Source organism: Kocuria sp. NBRC 114282 (assembly GCF_030268385.1).
GTDB lineage: Bacteria > Actinomycetota > Actinomycetes > Actinomycetales > Micrococcaceae > Kocuria > Kocuria palustris.
Genome location: NZ_BSQO01000015.1, coordinates 1 through 8,259 on the forward strand (window position 1 = coordinate 1; position 8,259 = coordinate 8,259).

Here is an 8,259-nt window from a genome sequence, read left to right on the forward strand (position 1 = left end):
TGCACACCTGCGCCGCCGGGCCTGCGTTTGCTCCGTTAGTGCAGTTTTGGGGCCCCGGATCTGCACTTGCTCAGTTTTTGCAGCCGGTGCCTGCTCGGGTGGGCGGAGTGGCTAGGACGACGACGGCGGTCCCCCTCTTTTCGCCCGTCCGCTCCTATGCGGCCCCGCCCCAACCACGCGGAACCGCGCCCAGGAGGGGAACGCGTCGGCCCGCGACGGGTGGCAGGTCCGCGAGGTACTCCCTGTTGGAGGTCGCGAGGCGGTCGGGGTCGGCGGGCCAGCTGCCCAGCACCACCCCGGCCACCTCGACGCCGCGGTGCAGCAGCGCCTCCAGACTCAGCAGCGTGTGGTTCAGCGTCCCGAGGTCCGGGCGCGCCACCAGCACAGTGCTCACCGTCCCCCCGTCACGTTCCACCGCGTTCACGGGCTCGGACGTCTCGGGAGAACTCAACTGGCCGCTGGTTTCGGCCGCCGCTCGGCCCGTTTGGGCCGCCCCGCCTGGCTCCCCACAAGCCTCCTGCAACGCCACTGCCAGGTCCGCAATCGTGCGCCGGTCCCCGTCCAGCTCCACGAGCACACCCCCGCTGCCCTCCACGATCACGAGGTCGTGGGATTCTTGTAATTCCACAATTTTCATCACGTGCTCCGAGAGCGGGAGCAGCTCCACCCCGTCGATCGCCGCCGCGGGAGGCGGGGCCATCGGCTCGGTGAGACGCTGGCCCTCGGCGGTGGTGAGTGCCTCGGAAGGCACGCCGGCGGCGCGAGCCAGCCGGGCGACGTCGTCAACGTCCCCCGGTTCCCCGCCCCGTATCCCGGTCTGCTGCGGCTTGTAGACCGCGATCCGCCGCCGGCCCACGTTCCACCCGGAGACCGTGAGCGCCGCCGTGGCGTACGTCTTGCCCACGTCCGTGTCGGTTCCCGTCACGACGACGGCGTGGCCCAGGGAGGCGACGAGGTCGCCCAGGGGATTGGTGGTCATGGTCTCTCCTGTCAGAGTGAAAGCAGTGCGGCCACGTGCGCTGGACGTGGCTGACGCGGCGGCGGGCAGTTCCTCCGCAGGGTGAGCGGCCCCTCACACGCCCTGCGGTTCGTCCCCTACCACGTCCCGGACGGTGTCCAACGCCCGGGCCAGAACGTGTAGTTCCATGTCCGCGGGAGCCGTGATGCGCAGGCGACTGATGCCGTCCGGGACCGAGGGCGGGCGGAAGCACCCCACCACCACGCCCCGGGAACGGATCACCTCCGCTGCCCGCACGGCCGACTCCGCGGAGGCCACCGGGAGGGACTGCACCGCCGCGCGGGCCGGCGGGGTGCCCAGCGCGGAGGCCACGAACCGCGCCCGCTCGTGCAGGGTCTCCACCAGTTCGGGGTGCGCCCGCACGATCCGCGCGGCCTCCGTGGCCGCAGCGGCAGAGGCGGGCGCGAGGGCGGTGTCGAAGATGAACGGGCGCGCCGTGTTCACCAGGTGCTCGCGCAGCGCCTCGGACCCGAGCACCGCGCCGCCCTGCGCGCCGAGCGCCTTGGACAGCGTCATGGTCACGGCCACGTGCGGCGATCCCGCAAGACCAAGCTCGTGCACGAGCCCCCGGCCGCCGCCCGCTACCCCGATCCCGTGCGCCTCGTCCACGAGCAGCAGCGCGTTCTCGGCGCGGCAGAGCGCGGCCAGCTCCGCGAGCGGCGCGTGGTCGCCCCACACCGAGTACACGGACTCCACGACCACGACGGCGCGCGCCTCCGCGCGCTCCGCCAGCAGCTGCGCCACGTGCGCGACGTCCGCGTGCCGCGCGATCCGCACCGGCGACTGGGACAGCCGTGCCCCGTCCACCAGGGACGCGTGCGCGTGGGCGTCCGAGACGATCAGCGTGTCCGCGTCCCCCAGCGCCGTCAGCACCCCGGTGTTCGCGGCGTACCCGCTGGAGAACGCGAGCGCGACGGGCTGGTCAGTGAGCTCGCACAGTTCGCGCTCCAGCACCTCGTGGACCCCCAGGGTTCCGGTCACCAGCCGGGAGGCCCGAGAGCCTGTGCCGTGCTCCCCCAGCGCGTGCTGGGCGGCGGCCACCACGCGCGGGTCCCGGGAGAGCCCCAGGTAGTCGTTCGAGGCCAGGTCCACGCACGCCCGGGGCGGCGTCCGCAGCCGACGTCGCAGTCCCGCCTCCGCGCGCTGCTCGCCGCGAGCGCGGAGCCAGTCGTCAAGGGGACCGACCGTCATGCCCATCCCCCGCCCGTCAGCTCCACTTCCTGCGCGGCCCGCAGCAGGGCGTAGGCGATGGTGCGGACCTCCTCGTCCGTGCAGACGTACGGGGGCATGGTGTAGAGCAGGCGTCCGAACGGGCGGAACCACACCCCCTGTTCCAGAGCCGCGCGGGTGAGCAGCTCCGGGTCCGGGGCCTCGTGGAACTCCACGACCCCCACGGCGCCGATGACCCGCACGTCCTTCACGACGCGCAGCTCCGCCGCCACGGGCAGTATCTCCCGCAGGGTCTCCTCGATCCGGGAGACGTTCGCCCACCAGGAGTCCCGCAGCATCCGCACGGACTGCAGGGCCACGGCGCACGCGAGCGGGTTCGCCATGAACGTGGGCCCGTGCATCAGCGCGCGCTGCTCCGACGCCGTGATGACCGCTCCCACGGCCTCGGACACGAGCACCGCCGCCAGGGACATGTATCCGCCGGTCAGCGCCTTGCCCACGCACATCACGTCCGGGACCACGTCCGCCCACTCACTGGCGAACCACTTCCCGGTGCGGCCGAAGCCCGTGGCGATCTCATCCACGATGAACACCAGGTCCAGCTCGTCCGCCAGCTCTCGCAGCACCCGCAGGCACCGCGGGTCGTACGTGCGCATCCCGCCCGCGCCCTGCAGCACGGGTTCCACGATGATCCCGGCGAGCTCGTCCCGGTGGGCGCGGGCGACGTTGCGCACGTCCGCGATCCACGCCTCAACGGCGGCGTCGTCGGCGTCCCAGTCCACGGCCCCGGACGACGACGGCGCTCCCGCGCCCTGCGCGCCGCTCCCACCTGGCCCTTCGGTGTCCCCGGAAGGCACGAAACCAGCGGTGTCCGAGGCCGCCGCACCGAGGTTCTCCGGGGACCGCAACCCCTCGGGATCCTCGTACCCGGACCTACGCCGGGGGTGCGCCGCGGGAGGCGGTGCCACGAACAGCTGCTCCGCCACCAGCCCGGAGAATTCGGCGTGCATTCCGCCCTCGGGGTCGCACACGCTCATGGCGCCAGTGGTGTCCCCGTGGTAGCCGCCGCGCACGGTCAGGATGCGACGGCGCTCCGGCCGCCCGAGGGCCGCCTGGTACTGCACGGCGAGCTTCAGCGCGACCTCCACGCTCACGGAGCCGGAGTCCGCGAAGAACACGTGCTGCAGCTCGGCCGGGGTGACCTCCACCAGCAGCTCCGCCAGCTCCACGGCCGGGCGGTGCGTGAGACCGCCGAACATCACGTGAGAGAACTCGGTGATCTGGTCCACGGCGGCGCGGTCCAGCTCCGGGTTGCGGTAGCCGTGCACCGCGCACCACCACGAGGCCATGCCGTCGATCGCCCGGATCCGGTCCCCCTCAGGGGTCTCCAGGGTCAGGGTCACGCCCTCCGCGGCCAGCACCGCGTGGGGTGCGGGCCCGTCCAGCGGTGCGTAGGGGTGCCACAGCAGCCCGCGGTCACGGGCGGCGAGGCGGGTGGGCTGCGCGGCGTCGTCACCCTGTTCTGCCGTATCTGCCACGGCACCCGCGGTGGGGCAAGAAGCTTCCCCGCTGCTCTCGGCGGGCGCGGTGTCGTGCGTGATCTGCGGTGCCGGGTCAGGCATTCGGCGCCACCGAGGTCCCCGCACCGCGACGCCGCACGGTCGGGCTCAGCTCGATCCTCACCCGGGTGTCGTCCTCGTCGCGCTCGGGTCCCTCGCCCGAGCTCAGCAGGGCGGCGAGCGCCGCAGACACGGGGGCGGGGGCAGCTGGCGGGGTCGGAACCGGGCCCGGGGCGGCGGAGGGCACCGCGGCGTCGTCGCCCTGACCGGAAGAGACCGGGTCGGAGGGGTCCGGACGGCCGCCCGAGGCGGCATCGGAACCGGCAGGTCCACCGGTTCCGCACGTGGACCCGCAGGGCGTGGTCGCGGGGCCCGTCGAACCTGCCTGGCCCGCCGCGGCCTGCTCGGGTGCCGCACCGTTCGAGGTGTCGGCGGGCACCGTGTCGTCGTGCTCCCTCAACGGACCCGCGCCGAGGACGGTGAATCCGGCGTCGGCAACCATGTCCAGGTCCGCCTTTGCCGCCTGCCCCTCGGAGGTGAGGTAGTCGCCCAGGAAGAGGGAGTTGACCACGTGCAGGGCGAGGGGCTGCAGGGAGCGCAGGTGCATCTCGCGGCCGCCGGCCATGCGGATCTCCTTATCCGGGCACACGAAGCGCACCACGGAGAGGATCTTCAGGCACTTCTGCGGGCTCAGCTGCCACGTGCCTGCCAGGGGCGTGCCGTCGAAGGGCATGAGGAAGTTCACCGGCACGGAGTCCGAGCCCAGCTCCCGCAGCGCGAAGAGCGCCTCAACGAGCTGCTCGTCTGTCTCCCGCATGCCCACGATCAGCCCGGAGCACGGCGAGAGCCCGGCGTCCTTCGCGCGCTCCACGGTGTCCACGCGGTCCTGGTAGGTATGGGTAGAGCAGATGGACTCGTAGTGGGACTCGGCGGTGTTGAGGTTGTGATTGTAGGCGTCCACGCCCGCGCCGCTCAGCGTCTCCGCCTGGCCGTCCTTGAGCAGGCCCAGGCACGCGCAGACCTCCACGTCCGGGTGCTGCTCCTTGAGCGCCTCCACGGTGCGGGTCACGTTGCCCACCTCTCGGTTGGACGGGCCGCGGCCGCTCGCCACGAGGCACACGCGGCTCGCGCCACCGCGGATGCCGTACTCGGCCTGCTCCACGGCCTTCTCGGGGCTCAGCCACGAGTACTTGAGGATGTCCGTCCCGGCGTTCAGGCGCTGGGAGCAGTAGCCGCAGTCCTCGGCGCACAGCCCAGACTTCAGGTTGACCAGGTAGTTCACCTTCACGGTCATCCCGAAGTGCTCGCGGCGCAGCCGGGCGGCGGCGGCCACGAGGTCCAGCATGCCGGGGTCGTCGGTGTGCAGCAGCTCGAGGGCTTCGTCCGGGGTCACGGGGTCGCCGGCGAGGACGCGCTCGGCCAGCTCGGCAGGGTTCTTGAACATTGTTCAATTATTGAACGGTGTTCAGGATTGTCAATTTCCCGGGCGGCCGTTGCGAGAGGCGGCGCGCGGCCTGGCGCTGCCGCGCCGCTGTCCTGGTCACGACGACGTCGCTCCCACCCCACGTACGCTCGGTAGAGTTTCCGCGTGGCCCGCACCCGGGCACGAGAGCAGGGAGGGACACCGTGGCACTGGACCGCGGCCAGGTGGTGGACGCCGCGTGGCACATCCTGCAGACCTACGGGCTCGGGGACCTCTCGATGCGCCGCCTGGCCCGCGAGCTGGGCGTGCAGCCCGGCGCCCTGTACTGGCACGTGGCGAACAAGCAGGAGCTGCTGGCAGTCCTCGCGCAGCGCATGGTCGCCCCGCTGAGCACCTCCTCCACAGGCGCTCCCACCACAGGAGCCTCTCCCGCGGGCACTTCCCCGGCAGTCGCCGACGACGACGCCACCCTCCTCATCGCCCGGTTCCGTTCCGCGGTGCTCGCCGTGCGAGACGGCGCGGACGTGGTGAGCGTGGCCCACGCGCTGGACCCCTCGGGCATGCAGCCCACACCCCTGCTCACCGCGGCGCTGACCCGCGCGGGCATGGACCCCGCCCCGGCCGAGACGGCCGCGCTCACCCTGGTCCGCTTCACCCTGGGATCCGTGACCGCCCAGCAGACCCGCGAGTCGATGGACCTCCCCACCGCCACGATGGCCGCCGAGTTCGAGGCGGGCGTGCGCGCGATCCTGGCGTAGCGGCGTCGTCGCCCCCCCTCCACCGCCCGCACCCCTGCAACAACTGAGCAGATGCCGAATTGCGGCCGCAAAACCGCACTTGCTCTGTTAATGCAGGAGGCGGGAGGGGGCTTCAGTGAGCCTGCCGGGGCCACCGCTCTCGCTGAAGCCGCCGGTCCAGACGGGGCGCCCCTGCGACTACGGAGCAAACGCAGAACTGCGACCCCGGAACTGCACTTGCTCCGTTGTTGCAGGTGGTGGGAACGCGTGCGCGCTCCTCTCCACCGCCGGGTCCGCCGTCCGGGGGTGTCAGCCGGTGCGGGCGGCGGCCAGAATGTCTGCATGACCACCGGCACCCCCTTCACCGTGCGTACACCCGTCCCCGAAGACGCCCCGGGGATCGCGAGAGTGCACACGCAGTCGTGGCGGGAAACGTACACCGGGCTCGTGCCGGAGCGGTTCTTCGACGACGACGCCTTGCGCCGTCGGGAGGAGACGTGGACCCGGATGCTCGCAGAACCGTCCCGCCGTGTACGGGTTAGGGTGGCCGTGGTGGGCGAGACGATCATCGGTTTCGCGGGCACTGGGCAGCCCCGCGAAGACGACCCCGCCCGCGAGCACGCCCTGCACCTGCTCTATGTGCTCCGCGAGCACCACGGCACGGGCGCGGGACAGGCCCTGCTCGACGCCGTTCTCGGCGGGGAGCCCGCGCAGCTGTGGGTCGCGGAGGCCAATCCACGCGCCATCCGCTTCTACGAGCGCAACGGGTTCCGGGCGGACAGCGCCTCGTTGACCGATCCCGGGCTGGAGGACCTGCGCGAGGTCCGCATGGTCCGGTGAGACCGCGGACGACGTCGCTCCCCGCCACCCACGCGCGGCACGGGACCGTGCGGCGTCGTCGTCAGACCCCCGCGCCCACGATCAGCATGGTCGCCCCGAAGACCACCCCGGAGACCACCAGCACCACGGTGGTGTAGCCGAGGATGTCCCGGATCTTCAGCCCGGCGATCGCCAGCAGGGGCAGGGCCCAGAAGGGCTGGATCATGTTGGTCCACTGGTCGCCGTACGCCACGGACATGATGATCACGGACGGGTCCACGCCCAGGCGGGCGGCGGCGTCGAGGAGGATGGGCGCCTGGATGGCCACCTGTCCACCGCCGGAGGGGACGAAGAAGTTCACGAGACCCGCGGAGAGGAAGGCCAGGAAGCCGAGGGTCTGGGGGGAGGCGACCTCCACGATGGAGTCCGAGAGCACCTGGATGAGCCCGCTGGCCGTCATGATGCCCATGATCCCGGCGTAGAGCGGGAACTGCAGCAGGATGTCACCCACGTTGGAGGCGGCGTTCTTGACGAGCGCCATGACCTCGAACGCGTTGCGGGAGAGCAGGAAGATCAGCGCCAGGAACATCCAGTTCACAATGTTCAGGGTCACGGTGCCGCCGGTGAAGTGGATGACCAGGTAGGCCACCAGGGCGAGGCCCACGAGCAGGGTGGGGATGCGTGAGGCGTCGAGGCGGTCGGCGGGCACTTCCACCTCGGGGGTGGCAATGCGCTGGTCGGACTCGGCGAGCGCGTCTGCGGTCACCGCGTGACTCGCGGGCACGGCCCGAGGCGCCACGAGCCACAGGGCGAAGGCGACGAGCACCACGGTGGCCACCGTAGCCGTGATGTTCCACCACGAGAACGTGGTCTGCGAGATGGGGATGACGTGGCCCACCTGCTTCTCGATGAACGAGCCGGGAGTTGCCGCGGTCAGCGGCCCCGAGCCCGAGTAGCCCATGTGCCACACCACGAAGCCGGAGAAGCCGGAGGCCACGAGCATGGGGAAGCTCACCGGCCTGCTGCGGCGCGAGAACCCGGCGGCGACCTCGCGCGCGAGCAGACCGCCGACCACCAGGCCGAAGCCCCATGTGATCAGTGACGCCACCGCAGCGATCACGAACACGAACACGTAGGCCGCAAGCGGCGACCGCGGGATGCCGGCGAGCCGTGCGAGAAGCGCCCGAACCGGCCGAGTGCTCGCCAGGGCGTGGCCGAGCAGCAGCACCAGCGCCATCTGGGTCATGAACTCCAGCAGCCCCGAAAGTCCCGTCCCCCACCCCATGACAACGGTCACTGGGCCGGAGTCGGTCAGGACCAGTGCCATGACCGCAACCACCAGTGTCAGGACGATCGCGAAGATCAGCGCGGAGGGGATGAACCGCTCCACCACGTAGTTCACGGGCTTCATGGCCCGGGCAAGCACGGGGTCGGCGGTCGCCGCAGGAGTTGAGGAACGGTCGGGGGAGCTCATGGCGGGCCTCTTCTTCGTTGAGGAGGGTTGACGGGTAGGCGCCGACGACGCGTGCCGGG

7 protein-coding genes are annotated in these 8,259 nt (G+C 71.7%); 2 read left to right on the forward strand and 5 right to left on the reverse strand.

Features of this window, described 5'->3' with window-relative positions:
• Positions 1-154: 154 nt before the first annotated feature.
• From bioD to bioB, 4 genes are all read right to left on the reverse strand, one after another.
• Positions 155-979: an ATP-dependent dethiobiotin synthetase BioD gene (gene bioD, locus QSJ40_RS12405; RefSeq protein WP_137803218.1), complete on the reverse strand. Its 825-nt coding sequence runs from the start codon at positions 977-979 to the stop codon at positions 155-157.
• 93 nt (positions 980-1,072) lie between these two features.
• Positions 1,073-2,209 carry an aminotransferase class I/II-fold pyridoxal phosphate-dependent enzyme gene (locus QSJ40_RS12410; RefSeq protein WP_024289461.1) on the reverse strand — a complete coding sequence of 379 codons (1,137 nt, stop codon included), beginning with the start codon at positions 2,207-2,209 and terminating at the stop codon, positions 1,073-1,075.
• On the reverse strand, positions 2,206-3,726 hold the full coding sequence (locus QSJ40_RS12415) for an aspartate aminotransferase family protein (protein WP_024289462.1): 1,521 nt from the start codon (positions 3,724-3,726) through the stop codon (positions 2,206-2,208). The genes QSJ40_RS12410 and QSJ40_RS12415 overlap by 4 nt, the downstream gene beginning before the upstream one ends.
• Positions 3,727-3,802: 76 nt before the next feature.
• Entirely contained in the window at positions 3,803-5,191 is a 1,389-nt protein-coding gene (bioB, locus tag QSJ40_RS12420; RefSeq protein ID WP_024289463.1) for a biotin synthase BioB, read from the reverse strand.
• 182 nt (positions 5,192-5,373) lie between these two features.
• Here bioB and QSJ40_RS12425 point away from each other — a divergent pair, with 182 nt between their 5' ends.
• Complete coding sequence (locus QSJ40_RS12425) at positions 5,374-5,928, forward strand: TetR family transcriptional regulator (protein WP_024289464.1); 555 nt, start codon at positions 5,374-5,376, stop codon at positions 5,926-5,928.
• Between the two features lie 321 nt (positions 5,929-6,249).
• A complete protein-coding gene (locus QSJ40_RS12430; RefSeq protein ID WP_024289465.1) occupies positions 6,250-6,747 on the forward strand; it encodes a GNAT family N-acetyltransferase in 498 nt (165 codons plus the stop codon).
• A gap of 61 nt (positions 6,748-6,808) precedes the next feature.
• Here the strand turns inward: QSJ40_RS12430 and QSJ40_RS12435 are convergent, their stop codons facing one another.
• Complete coding sequence (locus QSJ40_RS12435; protein ID WP_024289466.1) at positions 6,809-8,200, reverse strand: short-chain fatty acid transporter; 1,392 nt, start codon at positions 8,198-8,200, stop codon at positions 6,809-6,811.
• Positions 8,201-8,259: the final 59 nt, after the last annotated feature.